At 38.6% G+C, this 25,131-nt stretch carries 22 protein-coding genes; 12 read left to right on the top strand and 10 right to left on the bottom strand.

Going from position 1 to position 25,131, the window contains the following annotated elements:
* Nucleotides 1-11: 11 nt before the first annotated feature.
* From LY624_RS19945 to LY624_RS19935, 3 genes are read left to right on the top strand one after another with little or no spacing between them, the layout of a single operon-like run.
* The gene (locus LY624_RS19945) at nucleotides 12-545 is read left to right on the top strand and encodes a hypothetical protein (RefSeq protein WP_130151941.1); all 534 of its coding nucleotides are present in this window, start codon (nucleotides 12-14) and stop codon (nucleotides 543-545) included.
* Entirely contained in the window at nucleotides 545-1,228 is a 684-nt protein-coding gene (locus LY624_RS19940) for a response regulator transcription factor (RefSeq protein WP_130151942.1), read from the top strand. The genes LY624_RS19945 and LY624_RS19940 overlap by 1 nt, the downstream gene beginning before the upstream one ends.
* Nucleotides 1,228-2,553: a sensor histidine kinase gene (locus LY624_RS19935; RefSeq protein ID WP_130151943.1), complete on the top strand. Its 1,326-nt coding sequence runs from the start codon at nucleotides 1,228-1,230 to the stop codon at nucleotides 2,551-2,553. Before LY624_RS19940 ends, LY624_RS19935 begins: the two co-directional genes overlap by 1 nt.
* 33 nt (nucleotides 2,554-2,586) lie before the next feature.
* On the opposite strand, the gene LY624_RS19930 is transcribed toward LY624_RS19935, so the two are convergent.
* Complete coding sequence (locus tag LY624_RS19930; RefSeq protein WP_130151944.1) at nucleotides 2,587-4,158, bottom strand: phosphodiester glycosidase family protein; 1,572 nt, start codon at nucleotides 4,156-4,158, stop codon at nucleotides 2,587-2,589.
* 83 nt (nucleotides 4,159-4,241) lie between these two features.
* A complete protein-coding gene (locus LY624_RS19925; protein ID WP_130151945.1) occupies nucleotides 4,242-6,923 on the bottom strand; it encodes a TonB-dependent receptor in 2,682 nt (893 codons plus the stop codon).
* 256 nt (nucleotides 6,924-7,179) lie between these two features.
* Between LY624_RS19925 and LY624_RS19920 the strand changes: the two genes are divergently transcribed.
* The gene (locus tag LY624_RS19920; RefSeq protein WP_130151946.1) at nucleotides 7,180-8,280 is read left to right on the top strand and encodes an ROK family transcriptional regulator; all 1,101 of its coding nucleotides are present in this window, start codon (nucleotides 7,180-7,182) and stop codon (nucleotides 8,278-8,280) included.
* Nucleotides 8,281-8,342: 62 nt separating this feature from the next.
* Nucleotides 8,343-9,938 (top strand): sodium:solute symporter family transporter, encoded by a 1,596-nt coding sequence (locus LY624_RS19915; protein WP_130151947.1) that lies wholly within the window; start codon nucleotides 8,343-8,345, stop codon nucleotides 9,936-9,938.
* Between the two features lie 18 nt (nucleotides 9,939-9,956).
* On the opposite strand, the gene LY624_RS19910 is transcribed toward LY624_RS19915, so the two are convergent.
* Nucleotides 9,957-10,904, bottom strand: coding sequence for an ATP-grasp domain-containing protein (locus LY624_RS19910; RefSeq protein WP_130151948.1), 948 nt, complete (start codon nucleotides 10,902-10,904; stop codon nucleotides 9,957-9,959).
* A 196-nt stretch (nucleotides 10,905-11,100) separates the two neighbouring features.
* Here LY624_RS19910 and LY624_RS19905 point away from each other — a divergent pair, with 196 nt between their 5' ends.
* Entirely contained in the window at nucleotides 11,101-11,637 is a 537-nt protein-coding gene (locus LY624_RS19905; protein WP_341804462.1) for a hypothetical protein, read from the top strand.
* Between the two features lie 18 nt (nucleotides 11,638-11,655).
* Here LY624_RS19905 and LY624_RS19900 read toward each other — a convergent pair whose 3' ends face one another.
* A complete protein-coding gene (locus LY624_RS19900) occupies nucleotides 11,656-12,846 on the bottom strand; it encodes an alkaline phosphatase family protein (RefSeq protein WP_341804461.1) in 1,191 nt (396 codons plus the stop codon).
* A gap of 264 nt (nucleotides 12,847-13,110) precedes the next feature.
* On the opposite strand from LY624_RS19900, the gene dgt reads away from it, so the two are divergent.
* Both dgt and LY624_RS19890 read left to right on the top strand, forming a co-directional pair.
* Nucleotides 13,111-14,568, top strand: a complete 1,458-nt coding sequence (gene dgt, locus LY624_RS19895; protein ID WP_341804460.1) for a dGTPase — start codon at nucleotides 13,111-13,113, stop codon at nucleotides 14,566-14,568.
* Nucleotides 14,569-14,663: 95 nt separating this feature from the next.
* Nucleotides 14,664-16,754: a hypothetical protein gene (locus tag LY624_RS19890; protein ID WP_130151952.1), complete on the top strand. Its 2,091-nt coding sequence runs from the start codon at nucleotides 14,664-14,666 to the stop codon at nucleotides 16,752-16,754.
* A 53-nt stretch (nucleotides 16,755-16,807) separates the two neighbouring features.
* Here LY624_RS19890 and LY624_RS19885 read toward each other — a convergent pair whose 3' ends face one another.
* The gene (locus LY624_RS19885) at nucleotides 16,808-17,503 is read right to left on the bottom strand and encodes a hypothetical protein (RefSeq protein WP_130151953.1); all 696 of its coding nucleotides are present in this window, start codon (nucleotides 17,501-17,503) and stop codon (nucleotides 16,808-16,810) included.
* Between the two features lie 1,548 nt (nucleotides 17,504-19,051).
* On the opposite strand from LY624_RS19885, the gene LY624_RS19880 reads away from it, so the two are divergent.
* Entirely contained in the window at nucleotides 19,052-19,402 is a 351-nt protein-coding gene (locus LY624_RS19880) for a hypothetical protein (protein WP_130151954.1), read from the top strand.
* 19 nt (nucleotides 19,403-19,421) lie between these two features.
* On the top strand, nucleotides 19,422-19,766 hold the full coding sequence (locus LY624_RS19875) for a hypothetical protein (RefSeq protein ID WP_130151955.1): 345 nt from the start codon (nucleotides 19,422-19,424) through the stop codon (nucleotides 19,764-19,766).
* A 179-nt stretch (nucleotides 19,767-19,945) separates the two neighbouring features.
* Here the strand turns inward: LY624_RS19875 and LY624_RS19870 are convergent, their stop codons facing one another.
* Both LY624_RS19870 and LY624_RS19865 read right to left on the bottom strand, forming a co-directional pair.
* Nucleotides 19,946-20,227, bottom strand: coding sequence for a putative quinol monooxygenase (locus LY624_RS19870; protein WP_130151956.1), 282 nt, complete (start codon nucleotides 20,225-20,227; stop codon nucleotides 19,946-19,948).
* A complete protein-coding gene (locus LY624_RS19865; protein WP_130151957.1) occupies nucleotides 20,224-20,445 on the bottom strand; it encodes a DUF2798 domain-containing protein in 222 nt (73 codons plus the stop codon). Before LY624_RS19865 ends, LY624_RS19870 begins: the two co-directional genes overlap by 4 nt.
* A gap of 81 nt (nucleotides 20,446-20,526) precedes the next feature.
* Here LY624_RS19865 and LY624_RS19860 point away from each other — a divergent pair, with 81 nt between their 5' ends.
* Nucleotides 20,527-21,381 carry a LysR family transcriptional regulator gene (locus LY624_RS19860; protein WP_130151958.1) on the top strand — a complete coding sequence of 285 codons (855 nt, stop codon included), beginning with the start codon at nucleotides 20,527-20,529 and terminating at the stop codon, nucleotides 21,379-21,381.
* A 119-nt stretch (nucleotides 21,382-21,500) separates the two neighbouring features.
* Here LY624_RS19860 and LY624_RS19855 read toward each other — a convergent pair whose 3' ends face one another.
* The gene (locus LY624_RS19855) at nucleotides 21,501-21,974 is read right to left on the bottom strand and encodes a hypothetical protein (protein WP_130151959.1); all 474 of its coding nucleotides are present in this window, start codon (nucleotides 21,972-21,974) and stop codon (nucleotides 21,501-21,503) included.
* Nucleotides 21,975-22,190: 216 nt separating this feature from the next.
* Here LY624_RS19855 and LY624_RS19850 point away from each other — a divergent pair, with 216 nt between their 5' ends.
* Nucleotides 22,191-22,901: a hypothetical protein gene (locus LY624_RS19850; protein WP_130151960.1), complete on the top strand. Its 711-nt coding sequence runs from the start codon at nucleotides 22,191-22,193 to the stop codon at nucleotides 22,899-22,901.
* Between the two features lie 73 nt (nucleotides 22,902-22,974).
* Here LY624_RS19850 and LY624_RS19845 read toward each other — a convergent pair whose 3' ends face one another.
* Together LY624_RS19845 and LY624_RS19840 are read right to left on the bottom strand one after the other, a co-directional pair.
* Nucleotides 22,975-23,892 (bottom strand): histone deacetylase family protein, encoded by a 918-nt coding sequence (locus tag LY624_RS19845; protein ID WP_130151961.1) that lies wholly within the window; start codon nucleotides 23,890-23,892, stop codon nucleotides 22,975-22,977.
* Between the two features lie 166 nt (nucleotides 23,893-24,058).
* Nucleotides 24,059-24,931, bottom strand: coding sequence for a nuclease-related domain-containing protein (locus tag LY624_RS19840; RefSeq protein WP_130151962.1), 873 nt, complete (start codon nucleotides 24,929-24,931; stop codon nucleotides 24,059-24,061).
* Nucleotides 24,932-25,131: the final 200 nt, after the last annotated feature.

Below are 25,131 nucleotides of genomic sequence, written 5' to 3'. Positions count from 1 at the left end.
ATCGAAATATTATGAAAAAACTACTTCTAACTTGCTTATGTTTAATTTCAGGCCTTGCTTTTGCTGCCAGTTCAGCCATTTTCAATATGCTGGATTCAAGCTCTGCACCTGCGCCAATTGATGTGCTATTTGGTATCGAACAACGCTACGCTGAAAATGCAGTTATTGTTGAATTTGAGTTTGAAATAGAAAAGGGTCAACGTGTTTATGAGGTCACGCTCTACCAAACAAAAAAACAACGTTTTATCGAGTTGCTTCTTGACCATTCAGGACACATCATTGAACAAGAATATGAACAGCCAGAATTAGATGAACAAGAAGAAATTGCAGCTGCAAACCTGATGACTAAAAAAGGGTATACATTGCATGGTCTGGTCAAACAGTTAGATGACGAACCTACCCATTACCTAATTGAAGCTCAATTAGAGCAAGACATGGGTATTACCTATATGGTCGCCACGTTTGTAACAGATAAAGGACGACACAAAAAAGCCATTGACCTTGAAACAGGTAAGAATTTGCCATTACTTCGTTGGGGCAATTAATGAAACTGTTATTGGTTGAGGACGACCAACAAAATCGCGAGTTTTTATACAAAGCCTTTGTCGAGCAAGGCTACACACTCGATTGCGCAGAAGACGGCCAACAAGGGCTTATGTTGGCAACTTGTGAGAACTACGACGCTATTATCCTTGATCGCATGCTTCCCAAGCTTGATGGTTTGCAAGTATTACTAGCACTTAGAGCTACAGGAAAAACGACCCCTGTATTGATTTTGTCGGCGCTTGATAAAGTTGACGACAGGGTAACAGGTTTAAAAGCAGGCGGAGATGACTACTTAACCAAACCTTTCTCATTTTCAGAACTGGCTATTCGAGTAGAAAACTTAATAAAACGACATACCTTTCATGCACCGTTAACTACAAAAATTAATCTTGCTAACCTAACGCTTGATTATAGTGATCAACGGGTTGACGTAAATGGTAAAACACTCAACTTGCAACCCAAAGAATTTAAACTACTTAGATACTTACTTGATCATCAAAATAAACTCGTCACCCGTACTTTATTATTTGAGTCAGTTTGGGAGTATCACTTTGATCCGGGTACTAACGTGATTGATGTTCATATTGCAAGGCTTCGTAAAAAGCTTGCCGAGGCATCGGCACAATTAGAAATAGAAACAGTACGAGGTGTAGGCTACAGGTTAAAGGCGAATGTAAGTTGATGAATGAAAATGGCCTGCGTTTGTTCGACCCTAGAAAAAGCTCCGTCTGGCGTTTAACGCTCGCGTTTGCAGCAATCACAGCGGTTACTTTACTGCTCGCGATTATACTTATCTATCAGTTATTACTGGGTGAACAAAGTCGCCAAGTTGAAAGGCGTCTTGATGCTGAAAAAACACGTATCGAAGCGCTTGCTTCAGAGTTTGACAAAGGAAGCTTTTTTCAACAACTTGATGTATTTAGAAATGAAGGTGAAATTTTAATTTTTTGGCAAAGCGAGTATGAACAAAGCCAGCAGCTCAGTTTTTTGCCTGATAACATTCCCGCACTACCGCAAACCATTGTTTTTCCTGTTCTAGATACGGGGCGCGGACAAATCCGCCTACTAACAACTGGCAAAGTTAAAACACATCATGGTGATATTGTACTTGCCACCGCCACAGAGCACTTACAACGCTTAATTGTCGACTTTAAATCTATCGCAAGCTGGACTTTCATTATAGCCATCGTGCTGACAGGTCTATTTGGATATTTATTTTCTCGCCGGCATTTACGCCGTGTTAATTATTTTAATGAAACTGCCGAGCAAGTACAAAATGGCAACTTAAGTGCGCGCCTATGCCATAAAAATAAAGGTGATGAATTCGACCGCTTAGCAGCGCATATAAACACCATGCTTGATGCTGTAGAAGAAAATTTCGCACTCGTTCAGGGTATAACCGACAACATTGCCCATGACTTAAAAACCCCACTGACACGATTAAAGCTTAACATAGAAAAGCGCTTAGAAGATCAACCCCAAATGGGCTATGAGCTTGAGCAGCTCAATAATATTATTAATACTTTTGATGCCATGCTTAAACTCACACGCCTTGAGCATAGGCAGTTTCCATTGAAACTTGAAGCAATTGATAGTAGCCAACTTACTCACGATGTATGTGAGATATTACAACCCAGCGCAGAACAAAATGGCCAAATAATTTGTGTAAATATCACTTCTCCTTGGCAATTAAACGGCGATAGAAACCTCATCTTCCAAGCAATATTTAACCTCGTTGAAAATGCCATAAAATACGCAGGCAAAGGCGCTACCATCACGTTAGCACTTGATGAAAAAAGTTTCTCAGTCACCGATAATGGTAAAGGCGTTAACGAGCAAGATTTAAAGCAACTAACTAAGCGCTTTTATCGCAGCGATCCAGCTCGTCAACATGAGGGGTTTGGTTTAGGCCTTGCAACAGTCAAAGCAATTTGCAACCGCCATAACCTAAACTTATCGCTTAGCTCAGACAATGGCTTTTGTGTAAAAATAACCAACAATACTTAGACATTAAAAAGCATTTTAGGAAGTTCAGCCAAACTAATTTTCAATAATTGAAATGACATCCGCGACTTGTCTCTCACCAACTGAGTCTGAAGGTAAACCTGTCAATCGACCATTAACAACCATTGCAGTGGAACCTCCGCCATCTAGATTTATCGCATTTACAATACCTTTACTCTCCATTAGGTTTGCAAGCTCCACAAGCCCCATCCCTTGGCTTAAGTATGAATTTCGACCATAGACAGTAAAAAAATATACGTTTCCTAAGATATCAACTCCCACTGATGTTCTTGGATGATTTCCAAAGACCCAGCTGTCATAGAAACTACTTCTGTCCAACACATTACTTGACTCAAAATCTGTTGTATCTTGACCTTCAAAAGCTGTTTTATGACTAGAAATGTGCCAGCCTTGTTTGTACCAATCATTTAAAGGAATTTTTGAGTCAAGTAGTAAAGTTGGCCCTCCTCCGATGATATACATGCCTTCATGTAAAGAAAGTTCTTTATCATCGGCAAACACATGGTAGTCCACAGTAATTTCTTGCCCATTATCACTACTATCATGGAAAGATTTCAGTTGTTGCTTTGCCTTACCCGTAGCCAGGATTAAGGTTTCATGCTCACTAATTCTTGTGGGATAACCATCAATTTTTGACAACGACTTATTTAAAATATAAATATCAGCATCAAACTGCTGCAAAATATCAAACTTCCCGAACTCTTTAGTAAAGGCAATCACTTCATCTTTGTTGGTACAAACAACATCATGTGTAGGAAATTGATATTCACCATTTTGAAAATTACCACAATTGAGTATTTTATTAGGTAATCGGTTTAGCCCATGGATAACTAGCTGATCATTATCATTATGTAAGAGCATTTTTGTTCGGGTATTGTGTGCAATGCTTACCTTTAACTCTTTAGCATTATTTACAATTAATGCAGGTCTATTATCAACGGCTTCACTCAGTAGCTTTCCATTTTCAACAACAATCCCTGAAATATCCCCAGGTAAACCTAATTTAGAATTCATTACAAAGAAATTACCATTAATACTCATAAGGGCATTATTAACAGTATTGGATTTACTAACGGTCGCTAAGCCTACGACTGACTGGTTAGCCAAACTTGAGACCAAGCGACCTTCAAAAAGCTTGGGATCAACTTTCACTAGGCTGATTAGTTGGTTTTTTCTGTGTTTGCAATCAGTACACTCTAGTACTTCTTGTACTTGAACACCTTTAGATAAAAGCTCCTTAGAAAACTTTTTTACTTCACCTGAGCTGCGACCCAAAGTAATAGAGAACCTTTTAAAGAGAGTTTTATTACCTAGATGGTCGGGGAACGCTAGCTTTTCGGTTTGTAGTGAAAGATTATGCCTTGTTGAAAATTCGGCCAAGACCTTTTCAACACTATCACTGTGTGCCAACTGATACGGCTGAGTTTTAATTACAAAACTAGCTTTATCAGAAGCTCTAACAACTATCTCTTCAAAATATACACCTTTAGTAAGCTCAATAACTGTGTTAGCTAAAGTAACTTGGGATACTAACAAACCAAAGATGACGCAACTCAATAATTTTAACAATTTAACCACCTGCTTCATTAAACTTTTCTATAAAAAGTAGACTGGCGGGCAGGCCAGTCTACTGGAACTGATAATAGGGAAATCAGCCATTATCAGTGCTTCTAGAAGCTATATCGAACACCAAATAAAATTCTGCGATCAAGTTCACTCACCCCATATGGCAAGTAACGCGAGGTCGCCTGATTTATCATTTGCTCATTAGTTAAATTCAAGATTTGCATTTGAAATTGCAGATCATCATTAACACGGTAGTTTGCAGATAAGTCTAACTGGCCAAAGTCATCAATAAATCTTGGGACACCAAAATCATCCGAGAATTGAGCAAGATACCGCTCACGCCAAGCATAGGAAAGACGCATGTCAAGCGCACCATCATCATAGTAAATAGACGCGTTATAACTTAACTTTGATAACCCAGGTAAGCCACTACTTCTCACATCATCTTCAGTATTGAAGTCAGCCTCACTGTCGGTAACCGTTAAATTAAACAGGCCTCCAAAGTTTTGCCATATCCCTTGAGGCAAAAATGTAAATGGTTTTTGAAACGCAAATTCAGCCCCTTTTACACTTGCCTCTACACCGTTGGCCGGTTGGGTAAATATTATTGGAGCAGATACAATGACACCATCAGACTGCCTTGGAAATGAGCGCACTTCAGTAAAAGAAGTTGTGTCAATCAATCCCTCGATATCTTTGTAGAATATATTGGCAGCTAAAAGAGCCTCCTCTTCAAAATACCATTCCACTCCAAAATCAAAATTTGAAGAAGTGAAAGGCTCTAACTCAGGATTCCCCTTTGCACCAGTACCACCCCCTTCATCAATACCACGAATAGTTTCAGATGGTGCTAGTGCAGGTAAGTCTGGGCGGGTTAATGTGACAGAGTAAGCAGCCCTCAAGAGCAAGTCATCATTCAGTTCATGTCTTAAGTTGGCACTAGGTAGATACTCAGTGTAGCTATTTGAAACAGTAATTGGAGTAATACGTTCAGTTGGCTGGAATTGATTCTCGACAGTATTTCCCGTTGCGGTTTGATCGGTTTTAACGACTCTTAAACCAACATTAAATAATGTGTGTTCAAAATCAAAATTAGCTTGAATATATGCATTGAACGTATCTTCATTTACTTGCCAACTTTCAGATGCACCAAAACCTGGTAATGGTCTAATAAATGCGCCTGAGACTGCATCGCCCTGAGGATAAAAAACATTTTGAATTAAGCGAGGGTCTGCCACTAACTGTGAACTCGGTGCGGTTGAACCATCAACCTCAAAAGGCATTGTCATTGCCACATCGGCTAAGCTAGGCATATCTTCAATGCTAGTTCCCGGTAAACGTTGAAGCCGCTCTTGAGTTTGTACTCTAGTTTTTTCTCGTTCTGAATATCGAAAGCCAAAATCAATACTGGTTAATGCTCCCTCATAGAAATAACGACTGAAATCCAACTTACCTGTAATTTCTTCATCTTCATCAACTGAAGGTCGCAAAATAAATACATTGAATAAAAAGTCCTCAGGGTTCGACGTAAAGTCTGTATGTGACGACTGAAAGTCTACAAAGTCACCTCTTACATCATATGAAACTGTGCCTGGATCAAACTCACCATTCTCCGCTAACCTAAATGAATAAAGGTCAAATTGACGTTTAGCATCACGTTTTGAATAACCGATAAATGGGCGTATTTGCCAATGATCATTTAACTCCCACTTGGTATCAAATGTAACCTGCGTGAAGTCTTCATCAGTTGTTAGATAGTTTGTTCCTACACGCTGCTGAACCCCTGTGAAAGTCGCAGAATTTACGATGCCGTTTTCAGAACTGAAACTAACCGTATCACCGGGATTTTCCACAGGCATATCATTCCTGTTTGCTAATCTTTCACTGTCTGATGTTGCATAAAGAACTGAAAGCAACATTTCTAGGTTATCTGTAGGCCGATATTGAGCACTAAAAGTCGATCCTAGTGTGTCCCTTTGTTCATCAAAAATATAATAGCGGGTGCCATTGGCAATAAGATCATCACTGTCGCCGCGACCAACAACGTTCATCGGACGCCAAACACCACTTTCCACTGTATTTGATTGAAAATGAGTATCTGAATAAGCAACACTAGCAGAGAAACCTAGCGTATTATCAATGTTATGACTAAAAAATAATGACCCTCGCGGATCAACTTCATCCAGTATTTCACTGTAATTACCTTGAGCTGAAACAGTAAACTTAGTGCCTTCATAACTTAAAGGTTTAGGTGTTTCTAATGTCACAACACCAGCCATGCCACCTTCGGTTTGTTTCGCTGTCGGTGTCTTCTTCACGGTCACATTTGAAAAAAGTTCAGCCGCCAGTAGTTCAAAGTTAAACCCTCGTCCTCCAGAACTTGTAGAGAAACGCCCACCGCTGCCATTTGAAGTACCCGACATACCGTTCACTTCGACACGTGTAAATTGCGGACCTAAGCCCCTTAAATTTATTGCTTGTCCTTCACCATTGCTATTCCGATTCAATGTTACTCCGGGAACGCGTTGTAATGATTCAGAAATATTTAAATCAGGGAACTTACCTAAATCTTCAGCTGAGATAGAGTCTGTAACTTCAACCGCTTCCCGTTTTTGACCTAATGCTCTATTGAGACTGGCCCTAACACCTTGAACCTCAATAACTTCTAATTGTGACTCTGAATCTTCATTACTAGCTTGTGCCAGCGCACTATGCCCAACTAATAGACCACTTGAAGCAAGCGCTAATGTAAATAGATTTAGCTTAAACTTGTTTATTTTTATCATTCTTACCTCCTATTGAATTATTGCTCATTCAATGAACACTTAAATCACATTATGTTATTTAATCAATTTTTGGAAGTAAAAAAATAAAAATTTATTGTTAAAATTAAAAGTAAATAGCATTTAAAACCGATATTCAATCACTTAACCTGAATCCTATAGTTATATGAAATTAATAATTAACTTTTAGTTAATTAATCTGTAATATGACAATTTGAGTAAAAAGTTTAACCATCTTGTAGAGCCAAAGAACTCAACTATGAAATTGATTAACCTAAATAAAAATGAGAAATTTATCCTTAGTTTCTTGAGGCGCAACCATAGAGCTAGTCGAGTGGAGCTTGCCAAAATTATGGGTGTCTCCAATCAATCACTCACACGGCTAACCAAATCACTCTTAGATCAAGAATTAATTGAACAACAATCGAAAGTTCTTGGCTCTAGAGGCCAACCTGCGATCAACATCACTATAAAGCCCAATAAATTATTTGCTGTTGGGGTCGTGTTAGCGAACAACAAACTGGTTATAAGAGTTGATGACCTATGTGGTGAACATATAGCTGAAACAACTAAAAAGGTTGATTTATCATCACCAACTGAATGCTTGAGTACGGCTAAGGGTTTATTGCAAAATATGCTCTCTAGTATGGAAATTGACAACAAAGTAATAGGTATAGGGATCTCTGTATCAGGTTTTTTTGTTACCTCAAACTCTGTCTGTAATAAGTACAATGTAGAACAATGGTCAAAGCTAAATTTAATTGACTATTTCGAGCAAGCTTTTAATGTTCCATGCTTTATGGAAAATGATGGAAATACCAGCGCAGTAGGTTATTCAATTTCAACTCGGGGAAGTGACTTAGAAAGCTTCTTTTTACTCAATTTAAGCGAAAATATAGGCGGTGGTTTTGTAAATAAGCAACAACTACTAAGCGGCCAATATGGTAATGCCGGTGAAATTGCGGGCCTATTCAGCCCCGAAGAAACGGCCATTCGGCCTTGTTTAAGCTCTCTAACTAGTTACTTGCAACATAAAGGAGCCAGTAATTGGCAAGATGCGCTTGATCCATCTTCAGCGTATTACCAACATTATTTAGAATGGCTAAAACTAGCTTCATCTGCTCTTGAGTTACCTTTACATTATATTCAAGTACTATTTGATCCAAGTGCTATCGTTCTCGCAGGTGAGCTACCCTATTACGTTCGAAAACAACTGGTAGATACCCTAACCTTCAAGGGCTTGTTTTACAAAGAAACAGAAGCTAAAAAAGCAGACTTGATTATCGATAATGACCCCAACCCATTGAGTAGAGGGGCAACGACACTCGCTATATATCATTTTTTGGGTACTACCCACTAATATGACATCTTAATGAAATAATTTATATTTACTCTAGATTATAAAATTTCAAAGGTATCACTGTGCAATTATGCCTTTTTTTGATTGCCATTTTTCTAGTGGGTTTTTGGTTATCGCTAAAAAGTAAAAAGCAATCATCAGACTCATTAATAACTGCCAATAGAAACATCCCTTGGTATATGGCTGGTTCATCGATGAGTGCAACAACTCTTTCTAGTGATACGCCAATTATTGTAGCGGGATTGGTATATAGCTTTGGAATAAGTGGCAATTGGATTTGGTGGATAGGAATTTTGAGCCTGCTATCTACTGCATTTTTTTTCAGTAAATACTGGTATCGTAGTGGTATTAAAACAGAAGTAGCGCTTTTTGAACTTCGCTACGGAGACTCTCATAACACCCGATTTTTAAGAAAAATTAAAGCAATTTTTGAGGGGGGAATTCTTAACACGGTTATCATTGCAAGTCTGACTTATGCATTTGCAATTATTTTGTCAGAGGTGCTCTCTCTTCATCCATTTTTACAACTGACAGAATTAGAAACTCAACTCAGTATCTGTGCGATATTTTTTATTGTCGTACTTTATACAGCGCTTTCAGGTCTTAAAGGAGTAATAGTTACAGATATCTTTCAGCTTATCTTTGCTGTAGGTATTTCATGGGTAGCTTTATATTTCATCCTCGAAAATCAACCTCTGAGTTCGATAATTTCAGAAGTTCCTAACGAGAAAAAAGCCCTTTTTATTGAGAACAGTGCTCCAAATAACGAATCACATTACTTTTGGGTGTTTTTAATTATTGCTTGGGTATATAAAGCACCTGGCTCAGGGCCTTTAATACAAAGGGTCATATCTTGTAAAAGTGAAGCAGACGCAAAAAATGCCATTCTTCTACATTGCGTCATTCATTTTTTTATCAGAAGTTTACCTTGGGTTTTAATTGGTATCGTTGCAATTACTCTCACGAATACTTCATTAAATGCAGACCAAGTTTATGCCCATGTCATTATGAAAGCACTCCCACCTGAACTTATAAACTTATTTATTTTTTGCCTCATCGCTGCCTATGTGTCGACCATTGACTCTCACCTAAATTGGGGAGCCTCACTTATTACTAATGATTTCTATATTGAAGAAAAACCACAAATCAGTAAAAAAAATGTCTATTTTTTATCGGTATTCTGTTTAAGCGCAATCAGTTATCTTATTTTTTTGCTGGGAATGATAGACAGTTTACTGTTCATCTATCAACTTCATATAGTTATTTTTGCAGGCCTTGCGCCTTTTGCAATCGCACGCTGGTTTTGGTGGAAGGTAACTTTGAAATCTGAAATTATAGGTTACTTATCTTCAATTATTCTTGGCATTGTATACTTCGCAATAGCGCCAAAAGACGCCGTCTACTGGTTCTCACTTCCAATGCTATTGAACTTAGTAAGCTCACTTTTAATACTTTTTTTATACAAGAGTAAAGCCCTTGAGCCTAACCAAACTCACTTAGCTTTTTTCGAAAAAATTGGCTTACCTTTATATAAAAACTGCGAACATCAGTTTTACTTGAATAAGAAAGAAATCTTCATCACAGCAAAAAACTGGGCGTTCGCAGTTATTGTTTTTGCAATTTTAACTATAGGAGTGACCGCTTTACTCTTTAGTTAACTAGTGACTCACTAATTATTACACAACTTCTAAACTTACAGCCTTGGTTACTTCAGGTTTATCAAAAATACCTAAACGGATACGAATAAAGTGCAAAATTTCTTTTGCAACATCAATTCCTAGCGCCCCTTCTAAACCTTCAAAGCCTGGGCTTGAGTTTGCTTCGCATATTTTGAAATGTTGCTCATCAAATAATAAATCAATGCCCGCCACATCAAGGTTAAGTACATTCGCAGTTTGTGTTGCAAGCCATTCGATTTCTGGCGTTATCGGAAATGACTTACCAGTACCACCGGCACTTACATTGGCTTTAAAGTTTTTGCCCTGCGAGTTACGCTCCATACAAGCAACAGCACGGCCACCGATAGTAAGTACTCGCAAATCACGACCGTGACTTGACTTAACAAACTGCTGCAAAATAATGTTTGCTTGTGGATTTGCAGCCTCAATTAACTGCATTAAATCATCAAACTCTTCTTTTGATTTTGATAAAAATACGCCACTGCCTTGCGAGCCTGATAACGTTTTAATCACCACAGGAAAACCGATTTGTTTTTCAACTAAATCAATATTAACTGGAAACTTAACAAGCATAGTGTTGGGGGTTGGTAAATTACACTCAGCTAAAATTTGCTGCGCAAATAACTTGTCTTTCACCGTTTCAATTGACTGCGAGCTATTCACGCAATACACGCCTAAACGCTCAAGGTGGCGGATAATTGCCAATGCAAAATAGGTTGTGCTAGCGCCCATACGAGGAATCACAAAGTCAGGTAATTGTACTGACTGGCCATCAATCAGAATACTTTTACCATCTTCGCGAGTAATCGTTAAATCAAACTGATCAGGCGAATAAACTTGTAAATCAATGCCTTCCTCTTTCGCCGCTGCAAGTAAACGTTCAACTTCGTAAGTTTCTTGCTTTAACAAGCCTTGGCTATCTTTATAAATGATCCACCCGCGCATAAGTCGGTACCTCTAATATTGGAGTTTCGGTGACAAAAAAACGCGGATTATGCTCATCATCGAGGAGTGAGTAAAACAAGTTAATTTTATCGTTACGATGATAAAAATGACTACAAACTGAATAAACATTGACCACATTGTTAAATTGAGGTAAAAAGTCACAGTAAGTTAACAATAAACCCGATTAGAGAAACATGTGAACAGGACGCTTGCATTAATCTTCATTATTCCACTGAGCGTATTTGCCTTAAATGAATGGCATATTCAAAGTGGTGCCTTTAAGTTACAGCCCAATGCTGAGGAGCTTTTTGTTTCCAATGATACGCCGGCTAAACACACGATTCCGCAGCCCGTTGTTAACCTAACAGCACCACTTAATCAGCTTTCAAATCGTGCTCACGATTACCTTTATAAACAAGGCCGTTTGCCTAAAAGGCTCAATAATACAACGTTTAGCAAGTTTGACCTTGGCACTCTAAAAACACTGCAATCCGGTGATAACTTCATTCTTATCGTTGACGAGTATCAAAGTTATACTGTCGAAATAACTAATATTATTGAAGCAAGTAATGGTAACCGCAGTGTGTTTGGCAAAGTGAATGATCACACTAACGCATTTCATCAAGCTGTAATGACTCTTACCGACAACACGTTGCAAGGGCAGTTTAACGCTGGCGATAAGAGTTATAAATTTGAAAGCTTTGGCGAGTTTGGTTGGGTCTCAAAAATTTAACCTAGCCATTTACACTTTTTATTTAATGGCTGGCCACAAAGTTTCACCATCACTGTCGATTGGGCTTAAAATGTTCAGTCCTAATAGTTTCGCAATAAGCGGATACACATCTAAGTTATTCACTTCATCTAGCTGTACATGTCGTTTAAATGCAGGGCCTGTGGCAATAAACGTCGCGGCCATATCATCTGTGTATGCATAGCCATGCGTACCTAAATAAGAAGCCATTTTGCTATCGGTAAATACTCGCGGTGCTGTGGTTTGTAAAACAATATCACCAACCCGAGGGCCTTTATCGTAATGATAATCGCGCTTTTGTTGGTCAGTTAAAACGATAAAACGGCCATCTGCTGCTTTAGTAAGCTTTTTACTAAAACCCTTGATGTCTGCTTTGCTATTTGGTTTTGCATAGTACAAAACGCGAGGGCCGGTGTTTTGCACCATAAAATTGTCGTCTTTTGGCAGACTATCTATTTTGATGCTCAGGCTTGGATCAACAGACGCCATACCGTGATCAGACACAATCACTAAGTTAATATTTTCATCAAGCACTTTTAAACGGGTGTGCAAGTTTGCCATTAAATTATCTAGCTGTTGAACCGCATCGTATGTCTGTTGTGCATCTGGGCCATACTCATGCCCCATGCTATCCACCAACGAAAAATAGCTCACCACCAAACGTGGGCGCTGCGCTTTTGGCAAGCTTAACCACTGAATAATTTGATCAACACGCTTTTGGTAATCACTGTGTTTGGAATAATGATAAAAATAATCAGGCAGCATGCCATTAAAGCGCGCATCAGACTCTGGCCAAAAATAGGTGGCAGCTTTTAGGCCCTGCATTTGTGCAAGATTCCAAAGCGGAATACCATTTAGCCAGGTACTGTCATCTTTACCCTTACCCATTTTGTAGCACTCATTACGCTCAGTATCACAAAAACGGTTATCAACAATGCCGTGGTTGACTGGCAATAAACCAGTAATGATAGACAAGTGATTAGGAAAGGTTTTCGTCGGATACACAGGGCGCATTCTGGTGGCTCGTACGCCCTGTTCACTGATTATTTTTAGATTTTTAGCATCATGCTTTTCAATATAATCCCAACGGAATCCGTCAATCGAAATAAGTACAACACTCTGTTCTTCAGCAGCTTTAACCACTGCACTGGATGCCAGTAAAGCGAAAAAAATAAAAGGCCAAATACGCATTAAGAATCCTTGTAAGTTAATTTTTTAAGTCATTAAGTTAGTGTATCTAACTCACTTTAAAATTTTGTGATCATAGCTACAGCGACTTTTTAGCGTAACTAAGTACAATCATTTAATAGCAAGTAGTTTGAGCAAAGTACGCAAACTAAAATTATAACTTAAAACTAATATTTTAATTTATGATACAAGCTGTTAGATTAAATTTAATCTTTAAAATCACTAGAAGTAATTACCACGACTGTAATTGACTTGGTAGGAATAGAAATGATCGATTTTCGAAAAAAAATAACACCCGCTCGTGAAATGCGCTCTACCAATAATTTACATACAGCGCTTGAAAGCGACCGTGGTCGCATTATTAATAGCGCGGCCATTCGCCGTTTACAGCAAAAAACTCAAGTGTTTCCGCTTGAGCGTAATGCAGCTGTGCGCTCGCGTTTAACTCACTCGCTCGAAGTACAGCAAGTTGGGCGCTTTATAGTACAAACGATTTTTAATAAATTAAGCGATGCTCAGCAAAAAGAGTATGGCCTTAAAGGGCTAGAAAGGCCTTTAGAAAGCCTTATAGAAATGGCCTGCTTAATGCACGATATAGGCAACCCACCTTTTGGTCACTTTGGTGAGGCTGCTATTAATCAGTGGTTTGCTAAGCATTTAGATGAACTTGTTCCTGAGCCATGTAAAGAAGTTGGCATAAGTGTTATTTTTAAACACCTTGCGCAAGATATAAAAAGCTTTGAAGGTAATGCACAAGGTATTCGTATAGTTCACTCTTTATTGTCACTAAATTTAACCTACAGCCAAACCGCTGGTATTTTAAAATACACCCGCCCTGCCAGTATGTCTAAAAAAGATAGTCCGACTAACAAAGATTATTTGATGAAAAAAGTCGGGTACTACTTTAGCGAAAAAACCTTCATAGACGCATTACGAACAGAGCTTGAAATAGAGCTATATTGCCGACACCCTGCAAGTTATATAATGGAAGCTGCTGACGATATTTCGTACTGCCTTGCCGACATAGAAGATGCGGTAGAAAAAGGCATCATAAGTGTCGATATACTTTGTGAAAAGCTAAAAGAACAATATACCAAAACACTCACAAATCTGACATTAGACAATACAAAACACGGTGACTTTGCAGAAAAAGCAATTGATTATGCATTAAGTAAAGCCGCTGAGCAGCCATATAACTTTAACAGCGAATTCTTTATTTACCTGCGAGTAACCTTACTACATCCTTTAGTAAATTATGCAGCTGAGCGCTTTATCAAAAATATTGAAGCTATTTACCATGGTGATTTTAATCAGGCACTGCTTGAGGATCGCAGCCACTTACATGCAGTCACAAAAACGCTGAAACAGGTCGCGCTTAACCACGTATTCTGCCACAAAGAAGTTGAACGACTTGAACTCCAAGGTTACCGTATCATTAGCGGCTTACTTGATTGCTATAAACCTTTGCTAGCACTTGATCACGATAGCTTTAAGCGAGCATTAAAAGGCGATAACAACTTACTTATTGAAAGTAGACTTGTTAAAAAACTTTCTAACAAGCACTTAAACAGCTACCAAAAAGCCATAGATGCGCTTAAAGCTGAGCCTGGTCACTACGCAGCTTATGAGTTTTATTATCGTTGTCGCTTGGTTCAAGATTATATCAGCGGTATGACTGACCAATTTGCTTACGATGAATATCGCGCTTTAATGGTTCTCGAATAAACCTAATTTGTTAACCAAATGTGGATAAATTAGTCGACTGAGCTTAAAATAATTCAATATATAGTCACCAGCTAAACCTCACTGGTCAGGAATCTATGTCAATTATAAAAACGACCCTTTTTTTGTTATTTACTGGTCTTAGCTTTACCAGTAGTGCCCAGTACAACGAAGCAATGTGTATTTTGTTAAAACAACAAATGCATGAATACCGCGATAATACCAGCAACCGAAACTATCGCTCAGCAGCCAGAAATTTTGAAAAAAACTGTAAAAACCCGACCCCAGTTAATAATACCGCCGCGCTACAAAAGCTCACTTCAGAAGCAACACCGACACCACCTAAAACAAGCATAACAGAGCACTCAGGTGCGATTAAAGGTGCTGCTGAAGATGTTCCTGCTCAAGCACCTGTTCAACAAGCGCCTCTAGAGCCAATACAACAAACACAGCAACCTGCAGAGCCAGAATTAATTGACTCTTCACTCAGTTCTGAGCTTAATAACAGTGAGCCGGTTCAACAAGATAACGATAGCCAGTCAATGCCTAAACTGCCACCAGCAACAGAGCCAGTGACTGAGGCGGCACCAATTACAAACACAGAACCAGCAGAGCCACAAGATCCTGCTGCAATTAAAAACGACGCAAATCAAGCTATAGAGCCTGCTAAAAAACCGGCTCCGGTTGTAGTACAAACACCAGAACCAAGCTCATCAAACTCATTATTGATGCCAAGCCTGCTTGTGTTATTAGTGCTTTTAGTTGGCGGCCTATTTATTTTGCGCCTTCGTAAGAGTAAACAGTCTGACTCAAATGCTGAACTTGAAAACACCTTGCTTCAAGCTCAAGCTGCAAGTGCCAAAATAAAAGCGCAACAAGCATTAGATGAACATGAAACAAGCTCAGCAGAATCACAACCACACTACGAAGATGAGTTTGAGAGAGCATTTAATGACACATTTAACACGAAAACGACAACGTCCGATGATGAAGAATGGTCTGAACTTGCACGCTTAAATGCTGAACACGACGAACAAAGCGCCTTCACCAGCACCGAAGAGCAAACAACTGACTTTGCACATGCGCATGAATTCAACGAGCTTGAAATTAGCCACGAAGAAACACAGAATGATGAATCTATTCAAAGTGATGAATTTGAGAGCACACGCAGCTCATTTGGATTTGACGAGTACAACACCGCAGAACCAGCAGAAACAACGCCGAGATACGACGAGTCAGATAATACCGAGTTAGGCAGTGATGAGTTAGACAATGACATTAAATCAGAGCTCAATGATGAACCCAAGTTTACCAATACACGTAGCTCTTTTGGGTTTGATGAGTACAACACCTCAGAACCCGCAGAAACGGCGCCGATTAGCGACGAGGTAGATAATACCGAGTTAGGTGATGAGTTAGGTAATAATGAGTTAGACAGCAACATTAAGCCAGAGCTCGATGATGAGCCTGAACTAACCAGTACACGCAGCTCTTTTGGGTTTGATGAGTACAACACCTCAGAGCCAGCAGAAACGGCGCCAACATACGACGAGTCAAATAATAACGAATTAGGTGATCAGCTAGGTAATAATGAGTTAGGCAGTGATGAGTTAGACAATGACATTAAATCAGAGCTCGATGATGAACCAGAGTTTACCAGTACACGCAGCTCTTTTGGGTTTGATGAATATAAAAGCGATGACCAACCTCTAAAAGATGACGTACCTGAGTACGATTTGTCATCTTTAGTAGATGACGATCTGTCTTTTACAGGCGCAATAGATGAGCCTGAACACTTAGCCGAACCTGCAACAATTACGCTTACTGACGATGACATAAGCGATGATGACTTAGCAAAAGCCCTGCAAACACTTGAACAGGAGCTGCAACAAAATACAACTGAGCTTGCTGATGCGCCAAAGACGGCACCCATTATGACTGACACGAACCTGCCAGATAATGATGACGATACACTATCTTTAGATGAGAGTGACATGCCTCAAGGGATCAGTGATGAACAAACAAAAGAAACGAGCTCAACAAACCCTTTTGCTAACTTGTCTCTAGACCCTACGTGGGATCCCAACTCAACCGAAAAGCCGCAGATTGAAAGTAAAGAAAAACAGCCTAAATCACAAGCGCTTATTGACGCAGAAAACAGAGCAAAACAACTCAAAACAGATGATTAGCGTTGATATTAGTTAGAGTGCAATAAACTACTTATAGTTTATTGCACTCTAACTTAGTCTTTAATAACAGGACGTGGGCGCATTAAAAAGTGAAAAATAAAGATAAGCGAAAAGAACACCGTTACGGCCAACGCACATAACACAATAATATTTGTTGGTAGAATTGTATCGTTAGTGTAGCTATAACGCTTTAACTCCCGTTCAGCCATTATTCTAGCTCGTTCAGATTTACTCGGTAATACAAACTCGTGAAAGGAATCTGTCGATTTAGCTTCAGCTCTTTCATACTGCGCACTTTTTTGCTGCCACAACATATCAAACTGCTGAAACTGAACCTGTTTATTCTCGATACACCAATCTAAATATTGAATATTTAAAGGCCTGTGTAAACAACGAGAAGGAATAACATAATAACGCTCCCACGCTGCTTGTTTACTAATATAACCTTGCTCAGATAAGGGTTTAGCTAATGGGTTTTCAAGATAAGCAATATCTTGGTTATAAAACGAATGAGTTCGCTTTAATATTTGTTCGTCGGTTAAGCAATTATCTGAAATGCGCGATGAAAGATTATGTAAGCGTTGTTTGTACGAATCAATTTTATCGAGTAGGTGGGTTTTTCGAATGGCTGATTGCAGCTCAGCTCGCTCTGCTTGCATACTTTCGCATTGCTCAACACTAAGAGCTTGCTGCCCCCATGCAAAACAAGGAGCCATGAATAAAGCTGATAATAAAATCCTTTTGATCATAAATTTACGTCACTGTAAAAGTTAGAGGTACAGCCTAACATTTTTATATAATACTGCAACAAAACAGCGCTAAAATGACTAAAAAAGATGATAAGTAACTGCTTTTTTGTTAATACATTTTAACTGCTTATATACTAAATAACTCCCGTTAATATTTCCCCTCTTGAATTTGACTTTTAGCTTAAATATTACGAGCAAACTTAATTTTATATAGAGCGTAAGGAGTGGAAATAGACCTGTTTCTTTATCTGTTATAAAGTTAAGCTTCTAAGCATGCTCTATAGGAAACCTACACTCGAGAAAATATTTTAATCTCTATAGCTTATTTATCAGGGTACTTACTAATAACATTCATATGTGTTTGCTTTATTTCATCTCTTTTATTTTCAAGAGTGTCAGTGAAGTATATAGATAAGCATATGGAGAAAGATAGTGTATCTCCCCCTAGTTGGGATAAAGGTATCGGCGCAAGCGCTTCGTTTTATGTATTTGCAATACTTTTTAACAAGTACAGAATTAAAAACAAACTATTTGATGCCGATTACAGCGGCCCACTTCATCCCAGTTACAGGAACGGCCGTTAGTCTTTGTATTGCCTTATATTATCAAAGCAACTGATGACGTAGCCACTACAAAACAGCTAAAACTTTATATAATAGATAACCCTTAACACAAGATTTTTTTGCAATGGCAGTACTTAACTTTATCCTATATTGTGTAATTTTCTTCTTTGCTCTCATGATGATAATGACTGTGATATTCCCCAGAATATCAATACGACATATCGAAAGTAAAATGCAGGAAAATGGAGTTTCACCTCCGAGTTGGGATAGAGGAATTGGAGCAAGTGCTCCTTTTTACGCACTCGCTATCTTTGTAAAAAGAGCTCGTAAGTCTACGCCATTATTTGATGGCAGGTTTGTCGCCAAACACGCAAGGCCTATTGATAAGTTTCTCGCTTTCTTGCATCTTGTATCAACATCTGGCTTTATAATTAGCGTATTCCTTATGGTAATTTTAGAGTACTTTTTGTTGTAGCTGAGTTTTTTACTTATTTCTAAAGTAAATATGTGTATTAATACTAATAGCTTCGTAAAAAAAGGTTATTGATAATATTTATGGTCGTAAACTATTCATAGGGGGTATTTTATAGATGGATCTTACTCTAGCTCCTATTTTAACTTCCTTATTTTTAACTTTTCTTTTCAGCTTTTTTATTTCATCTCTTTTACTTTCAAGAGTGTCGGTTAAGCATATAAATAAAAAAATGGAACTAGATGACGTGTACCCACCCAGTTGAGACCGAGGGATTGGAGCAAGCGATTCGTTTTATGTATTTGCAATACTTTTTAACAAGTACAGAATTAAAAATAAACTATTTGATGCCCGCTTTATCGCTAAACATGCGCGGACTATTGATAAGTTAATTGCAGCAATTTATTTTACTTCAGTGGCAGGCATGATAATTTGCCTCTGCATTATTACTTTATTTAAAAGCCTTACCTGAAGGAAAGCTAAACATTAACCTCTATGACAGGAGGCGCCATTATGACGATCTCATTGGAAAAATTAGTTCTAGCGAACATGTTTGTATTCATGGCTTTAGCATTTCTTTTTGTAGTTTTATTTACACGCATCTCTATCAAGTACATAAATAAACAAATGCTAAACGACAGTGTTACTCCTCCGCTTTGGGACAAAGGCATTGGCGCTAGTGCCCCCTTTTATGCCATGGCAATATTTTTCAAACGCTCGCGATTACCCACACCTATTTTTGATGGCCGTCTTATAGCAAAATATGCAAGGTCAGTAGACAAAGTACTAGCATTCTTACATCTTTTTACAATGATAGGATTCACAATCAGTGTATTTACAGCCATGTATTTAGATAGATTCTAAACAAAAGAGAATTTACAAAATGGATTTTAAAATCTTTATTTTCTACTCCTTCATTATATTTACAGTGGTTACTTTTGCGTCAGGCGTGCTGTTTTATCGAGTGTCAGTGAAGTATATAGATAAGCATATGGAGAAAGATGGTGTCTCTCCCCTTAGTTGGGATAAAGGTATCGGCGCAAGCGTTTCGTTTTATATATTTGCTATGTTTTTTGAGCGCTCAAGAATCCCAACGCCATTATTTGATGGCCGTTTTGTAGCTAAATATGCAAGGCCTATCGACAAAGTTATAGGAGCTGCGCACTTAATCTCGGTCTTTGGGGCGATTATTTGCCTATGTATCGTTTCTTATTACCAAAAAAGCTAGCTCCTTTGCCTAACTAAAAAACTATCGATGATCTAAAAGTGCGATTGAGTAGGCGTGAAACTTGTTTCGCGCGCCATGCCATATAGCCATGCAGTAAAGCGCCCCACAACCAATTTATAAGTGATAAACGAGCTATAATGAGGCGCTTTAATAACCGAATATTTATATTTGGCTTTTAACTAATACACCTCTACTTTTGAAACTTCAACAGGCTGTGCCAGCGCATTTTCATAAAAAGCGAACACAGCTTTGGTGTATGGCTGCTCGTAATGAGCATCAAGTGCAGCTTGCGATACAAACTGCTCAACTAAAAACAGACAACGCTGCTCTTTACTCGCAAACAGCTCAAAACGATTACAACCATGCTCTGCACGAGTGGCGTTTAATATGCCCTGTAAACGCCCTTTACAGTCTTCAAATAAAGCCGCTTTAGGGGTAATTTTTGCTACGATATTAATCATACTAACTCCTTAGCGTATAATTTTAAAACCAATGCCCTTATTGGCGGCGCAACCGTAAAAGCCACCACAAAAGCAGCAGGCCATGCATTGGCAAACGCCTTCATCCAGCTTGCTAAAAATGTATCGCTTAGCCCTAAATTGACATAGGTAACCCATGCCGAAAGCAAAAACGACATTAAAAACGAAAATACCGCAGTAAATGTAAAATGAATTTTCATATGTCCTCCTTGGCGTTACTATATTTGCATAGCCCAAGTGGCAACAGTCACGAAAATGCAAACTAAGATTGAGGGAGTCGTATGCTGGATGATCTGCATTTATTTATCGAAATAGCCCGCCGTAAAAGCATGAGCCAAACAGCAAAAGATTTAGGACTGAATCTATCAACGCTTTCTCGGCGCATTCAAACACTCGAAGGCAAGCTCGGTGAGCCATTATTACAACGCACGGCCAGAGGCATTGTGTTAACCGCCAAAGGCGAGTCACTTTATAACGAGTTAGGCGAGCAAGTGCTTGCTCTCAATAGTCAGTTAGCACAATTAAACGACTCGCCTACCGCAAAAGACTTTTACTTGTTGTGCCCACAAAACATCATTGCGGGTCCACTAATGGGCGCAATTAATCAATTTGCGATGGCAAACCCTACGTTAAACCTCCACATTTACCCAAGCAATGCCAATAGCCAGTTAAGCCAAAAACGTTTTGACTTAGCTATTCGTATTGGCGAACAGCAAGACTCTAGCTACTACCAAAAGCGCTTAGGTATGATTGCAATTAAACTTATAACAAAACAAGGCGTACCTAAATCACGTTTAATAATCCCCTACTCTGAGTCACAACTACCCAGTGGTTTGCTAAACAAATTAAAAAAAGAGTATGAACAAATAAGCTTTTGTTTTGATATTACAATCGCCAGAAAAATGATTGAAGCAGGCTATGCTGCAGGCATACTCCCCATGAGTGAAATAGCCTGCATTAAAGACACTAATCAATTTAATTACCTAGATACGCCACACAATTTACCTGCAAGGCCTATTTACGCCCTCTGGCCACATTCACGCACACCCTCTGCCAATGCCCAGATCTTAATAGAACAACTGCAAAACAGCATTGCTCACTCCCCTAGCTTACAAGGGGATGTGATAGAGCTATAAAATGATTGCAGCGATTTTACATCGCGTTCTAATAAGCTACTTTTAATAACTTACCGTCGCGGCATAAAGCCACTGCTACGTGTGTAAGAAAGTAACTAAAAAACAGGCCTAATTTCGGTTTAAGGCTGAGCATTCCAAGTAGATTCAAACAAGGCTTTTTGCTCAACTTTGTTTTCACTACACCATACGAAATCCGCTTGCTGGATTTTCTTTGCTCTACAGCGCTCTGGCAGCTTATAAAACTCTCCCCACGCTTTACGTTTTTCATCATCATTGTATGAATTAGAATAAACCGTAGAGTTATATACTTTCGTATTTAAAAGCCCTGTCGGGTTTGACCGATAACTATAGTTACCGCCATTACCTGCGCTTTTTGTCGGTTTTTTGCAATGTCTTGCCAGCAAAGTAAACAGCTCGTCGGAGCGCTTATTCCAACGTTCACCTTGTTGTGCGCTATAACCGCGATTCATTCTTTTACGAATAGACTCACGTTCAGCTTTAATGTTATCGCATTGGTTTTGAGAGTATTGCTCGTTGGCAATTGAAGTTGGGCTCACTAATAAACTAGCGAGTAATAAAATCCATTTATTCATAATTTCACATCAATGTTGTTAATTACTTTCCCTACAAATATTATCGACTAAAAAATATAAATAGTCTCAGAACTTTCCTGCCTTTTATAACATAAAATAAACAAAACTCTATTTATTTTAGGGCTATATAAAGTACCCAAAATTTATTTTTAGCATATTAACATTACAAATAATCATGATAGAATTCTGGCCATAGGATTTTAATAAGGATATTTTATGGATATTATAATTGGCCAACACGTGCTGAAGAAAAAAGCACAGTTAACCCAACTTTCAGATCGCGCAATCGGGCGAGAGTTTAAAGATCAAGCAGCCCTAGCAATACAAATGACACAATGTAGCGCAGCTGTTTATCGTCGCTTACAACGAACGTATAAATCAACCATCACACCAAAAGATCAAAAACGTGTAAAAGCGGGCGGCTTAAGTACAGAATCTGTGACTTTTTCAACAAGTAACCGTAGCCAAAAATCTTTCAACAGTTTACTTCCCGCTATGCGAGGAGGTGCGTCTGCTCCTGGGAACGTGCCAATAACATCTAATGATGTTGCTGTTGCTTCTAACCAACCCCAAGCAACTAACTTACTCGCTTTACTACACCCTATACTCAGCGAAGATATTATGAAAACGGGTAACAGTGTAGAAAAAGCCGCAACAATACTTGGCCTTGTTACAACAACAGCGGGTTTTGTTATTCCTGGCGGCGGCGTTGCTTCTTCAATCGTAAGTTGGGTAGGAAGTGGCGCAACTTATTCAAGCTACTCAATGTCAAGAATTCGCCCCGATGCACCCGACCGCGCTTTTCACCAACTAACAAACTACATTACCTGCTTAGCAGCATGGAATAAAAAAGCGTGTGAGTTAATTGATATTGCCGACTCAAACGGCCAATGGACTTTCCGCGATATTGAAACGGGCTTTGCATAAAACAAAGCCTTTATAATACACAAACACCACAGCATTGTGCTTGGTGTTTGTGATTTTAAAAAAATTAACGCCTCTATAAGGCCGTACACGCTCTAAGTGCAGCAGCAATAGCTGATGCACTTTGTTTTGAGTAACCCCCGCCGCCAGTAACGACGGTTGGTATATTTAGGCTTTTTAAACGAGATAAAACACTCTTTTCACGCTCAACAACATCTTCTATTGTAAGTTTAAAGCCACCCAGTTTATCAACGGCCAGTACATCTGTTCCTGCAATTACAAAAGCCAAAGCATATTCATCAATCACTAATTCGAGCGCTTGATTAAGTTTAGTCAAATACTCTTCGCCTTCGACACCGCTTTTTAATGGCACAGGAAAATTCACTCTATTGCGGGTAAAGCTCGATGTTGGGTAAATATCTTCATTGTATACATCTAACAAATGTACGTTTTCGTTATCTTTAAATGAATACGCATTACCGTTGCCATGATGAGCATCAACGTCAATAATCAACACTTTATCTGTTTCGCTTAAATGGCCATTTTTTCGTAATTGCTGGTAGGTAATGCCAATATCATTATAAATACAAAACCCTTCCATATTTAAATTACTAGCATGATGAAAGCCACCAGATAAATTCCACATAGTCTCACCAGACTCTAGCGCTTTTTCGGCACCTAATAGAGTACCCGAAACAGCTAAACGCATAGGCGTTAAGATTTTTTTATCTAGAAAATCAAAGCTAACAAAAGGAATTTTAGGAACTTCAAGGGCACGGAAAATAAGCGTTCGACTCAAGACCAATTTTCTCATTAGCTCATTGAGGTACTCGTTAATTATATCAGTAGAAATTGGTTCATTCGGTTGGATTACTTCAACATCCACACTACCAAGTTCAGATACCACTTTAGCAAACTTTTCACCATCAAATGGATGCAAATACTTCAGTAATCCTAGCTGATAGTTAAAGCGTGGTTCATAAATAACTTTCATATTTATGCATTTTCCGTTTCTGCAAGCTCTTTAGCGTAACGCAATACCTCATGAGGTGTCCAAACATGTACTTTCAGCATACAAAAAGCTTTCCCCCTATAAGGACCCACCTTTACATTTAAAAGTAATAATCAATTACGTGGTTCAAAATAACCATGCAAGTAATTTAGGCTTTGGAACTATTTAGGCACCTTTGAACAACTTGATAGCAAATAGCCTTTTGTATAGTTTCATCTAGCTGATTTTGGCGCATCGATAAGATGGCTTTGCTCAACTGTTTATGAGAAACGATAGGGAATGGTGGTCGTTGTTTTAATTCTACAAACCAACCTGGAAAGCACAAAATAGGTGTTATTTGCGTACTATAACCTGTGGCCTCACTCAACCATTTATAGACCCATTGAGCTTGCCGCTCTGTTTGATCAATAGGCTTACTCTCATTCCATGAAGGAAAGGCAAGAAAGTTATTTTCAAACCTTACTTTATAATTGATGTCATCTTTTATGCGCTTATGCCGCCCTTTTGTCTCAATTGCAAAAACACCATTTGAACCAATAACCAGATGATCAATATTAAAGCCATCTGCCTGAATATCATGAAATACTTGGTAACCATGTGATTGCAGCTCAATCAACTCTGATGCAACGGCTAACTCAGCATCCCGCCCAAGTTTTAATTTTATAAGTTTGTCTGACTCAAGCCATAACTTTCTGGCAGTATAAATTAACCCTAAAAATATAATACTAATAAAAAAGTAGTTTAATTCACCACTTGCAAACATCTCAGCAATACCCTTTAGCGCAAAAGGCAAGGTGATAATTAATACTGCTAAAAATATGTAACCTACAACGTCAAATATTTTGTCATTAACTTGGTCATTCAATGTCTGTGCAGCTAAACGCAAAAGCTTTTTGCGCTCAACAGGTAATTTAGCATTTTTTTGATGTACCCATAACTTAAAGAATAAAACACCAAGTATTGAGTAGGCCCCAAGGACAATAAATAAAAGACTTAGTCCTTGATTTAATAAGTTTTCCATTAGCATTCCCTGTTTTAACAACAGCTTATTTATACATTAATTTTTAAATTCTGTCGCGTTGACACTAACAACCAAAAAAAAGTAACCGCCGACTTTTCTTTGGAATCGCTCGGCGCCCCGAGATTCACACTGTTTCCTCAATTTGAATTAATTAAATGAACGTAACCAGCGTAGATAGGCACAGCTTTCACATCCCTGTA

Origin of the sequence: Pseudoalteromonas sp. N1230-9 (assembly GCF_032716425.1) — a bacterium.
GTDB lineage: Bacteria > Pseudomonadota > Gammaproteobacteria > Enterobacterales > Alteromonadaceae > Pseudoalteromonas.
This window is presented reverse-complemented; position numbering and strand designations above follow the sequence as displayed.

Bases quoted from the DNA above. Each gene is read 5' to 3' on its own strand.
- LY624_RS19945 (WP_130151941.1), top strand. From the start codon at position 12: ATGAAAAAACTACTTCTAACTTGCTTATGTTTAATTTCAGGCCTTGCT.
- LY624_RS19880 (WP_130151954.1), top strand. From the start codon at position 19,052: ATGACGATCTCATTGGAAAAATTAGTTCTAGCGAACATGTTTGTATTC.
- LY624_RS19930 (WP_130151944.1), bottom strand. From the start codon at position 4,158: ATGAAGCAGGTGGTTAAATTGTTAAAATTATTGAGTTGCGTCATCTTT.
- LY624_RS19840 (WP_130151962.1), bottom strand. From the start codon at position 24,931: ATGGAAAACTTATTAAATCAAGGACTAAGTCTTTTATTTATTGTCCTT.
- LY624_RS19900 (WP_341804461.1), bottom strand. From the start codon at position 12,846: ATGCGTATTTGGCCTTTTATTTTTTTCGCTTTACTGGCATCCAGTGCA.
- LY624_RS19870 (WP_130151956.1), bottom strand. From the start codon at position 20,227: ATGATTAATATCGTAGCAAAAATTACCCCTAAAGCGGCTTTATTTGAA.
- LY624_RS19855 (WP_130151959.1), bottom strand. From the start codon at position 21,974: ATGAATAAATGGATTTTATTACTCGCTAGTTTATTAGTGAGCCCAACT.
- LY624_RS19890 (WP_130151952.1), top strand. From the start codon at position 14,664: ATGTCAATTATAAAAACGACCCTTTTTTTGTTATTTACTGGTCTTAGC.
- LY624_RS19875 (WP_130151955.1), top strand. From the start codon at position 19,422: ATGGATTTTAAAATCTTTATTTTCTACTCCTTCATTATATTTACAGTG.
- LY624_RS19860 (WP_130151958.1), top strand. From the start codon at position 20,527: ATGCTGGATGATCTGCATTTATTTATCGAAATAGCCCGCCGTAAAAGC.
- LY624_RS19885 (WP_130151953.1), bottom strand. From the start codon at position 17,503: ATGATCAAAAGGATTTTATTATCAGCTTTATTCATGGCTCCTTGTTTT.
- LY624_RS19865 (WP_130151957.1), bottom strand. From the start codon at position 20,445: ATGAAAATTCATTTTACATTTACTGCGGTATTTTCGTTTTTAATGTCG.
- LY624_RS19850 (WP_130151960.1), top strand. From the start codon at position 22,191: ATGGATATTATAATTGGCCAACACGTGCTGAAGAAAAAAGCACAGTTA.
- LY624_RS19925 (WP_130151945.1), bottom strand. From the start codon at position 6,923: ATGATAAAAATAAACAAGTTTAAGCTAAATCTATTTACATTAGCGCTT.
- LY624_RS19935 (WP_130151943.1), top strand. From the start codon at position 1,228: ATGAATGAAAATGGCCTGCGTTTGTTCGACCCTAGAAAAAGCTCCGTC.
- dgt (WP_341804460.1), top strand. From the start codon at position 13,111: ATGATCGATTTTCGAAAAAAAATAACACCCGCTCGTGAAATGCGCTCT.
- LY624_RS19845 (WP_130151961.1), bottom strand. From the start codon at position 23,892: ATGAAAGTTATTTATGAACCACGCTTTAACTATCAGCTAGGATTACTG.
- LY624_RS19910 (WP_130151948.1), bottom strand. From the start codon at position 10,904: ATGCGCGGGTGGATCATTTATAAAGATAGCCAAGGCTTGTTAAAGCAA.
- LY624_RS19940 (WP_130151942.1), top strand. From the start codon at position 545: ATGAAACTGTTATTGGTTGAGGACGACCAACAAAATCGCGAGTTTTTA.
- LY624_RS19920 (WP_130151946.1), top strand. From the start codon at position 7,180: ATGAAATTGATTAACCTAAATAAAAATGAGAAATTTATCCTTAGTTTC.